The sequence below is a fragment of the Emticicia sp. genome (genome assembly GCF_049241225.1).
Taxonomy (GTDB): domain Bacteria; phylum Bacteroidota; class Bacteroidia; order Cytophagales; family Spirosomataceae; genus Emticicia.
The window spans coordinates 1-1,075 of sequence record NZ_JBMLRC010000261.1; the positions used below are offsets into that span (position 1 = coordinate 1).

At 43.5% G+C, this 1,075-nt stretch carries 1 protein-coding gene and 1 pseudogene; both read right to left on the reverse strand.

The annotated features are described in order from the left end of the window. A pseudogene (locus tag ACOVO2_RS14060) lies at positions 1-289 on the reverse strand (aspartate aminotransferase); the annotation flags it as partial. A gap of 7 nt (positions 290-296) precedes the next feature. Continuing rightward, positions 297-1,075: 5'-methylthioadenosine/adenosylhomocysteine nucleosidase (locus ACOVO2_RS14065; protein WP_421770588.1), on the reverse strand; the 779-nt coding region annotated here is incomplete at its 5' end.

The window sequence follows — 1,075 nt, forward strand, 5'->3', positions numbered from 1 at the left end:
TTAGTCCTGGAACCAGCCCCGGCAGATACACAATCCAATCTTTTTCGATTTTCCAATTGTGGCGTTCGTCAAGGCGTTTTACAATTACATCGGCCAATTCATCGGGTGCGTGCCAATAGCCAATTACGCCTTGTTTGGTTACATCTTCGAGGGCTTTTAAGATTGGCGGAGCGGCTTTAAAGTCCATATCAGCCACCCAAAGCGGAATGATGTCACGGTCTTTGTATTTACCCCACTTAAAGCTATCAGTATTGGTACGGTCAATGAGTTCGTCGAAATCGTAAGTCATGAAATGTTTATTCTAAATTTTTGATGATTGCTTTTACTAAAATGGCCGAGTTATCGGCAGCTACTTTTTTGAATGTCTGGAAATCGGCAGGGGCAGCTTCGTTGGCTTTATCGCTGATACTTCTGATAATCAGAAAAGGTAAATTTTGCTGAAAACAAATTTGAGCAACGGCCGCACCTTCCATTTCGGTGGCATCGGCTTGGTAATTTCTGCGGAAACCCGCCACTGCTATACTTGAAGCTACAAACGTATCGCCCGTGACGATAGTTCCTGTCGAAACTCTCGGTTGGGGCGAATCTGCCGTTATTTTCTTGAGTTCGATGCCTTTTGCTGCCTGATTTGCCACCGCAACTAAGATAGAATCGGACAAGAAAAACTGCGGATTAAGCTGCTTCGTATGCGGATTGCGTGTAGGGTAGAACTTCAAACTATCGTTGGTCAATCGCCCATAATCGTGGTACGAAAGTCGGCGGCCAATCAGAATATCTCCTTGATTCGAATCTGGATTTACCGCACCCGCAACGCCCGTAAAAATAATTGTTTTTGGCGAAAACTCCTTGATAATCAGAGTCGTAACGATGCTGGCATTTGCTTTTCCGATACCAGTTTCAGCCAAAACTACTTTTTTGCCGTTGAGCTTGCCAGTTTTGAACTTAAACCCTAAGATTTCCTTAGTTTTTGCCCCTTTCAACTGCGACTGAAGCAATTCTACTTCTTCGGTCATCGCTCCCAAAATCGCAATTCTTTGAGCAAATGAAGTGATTGAAAATGAGAATAATACAAAAA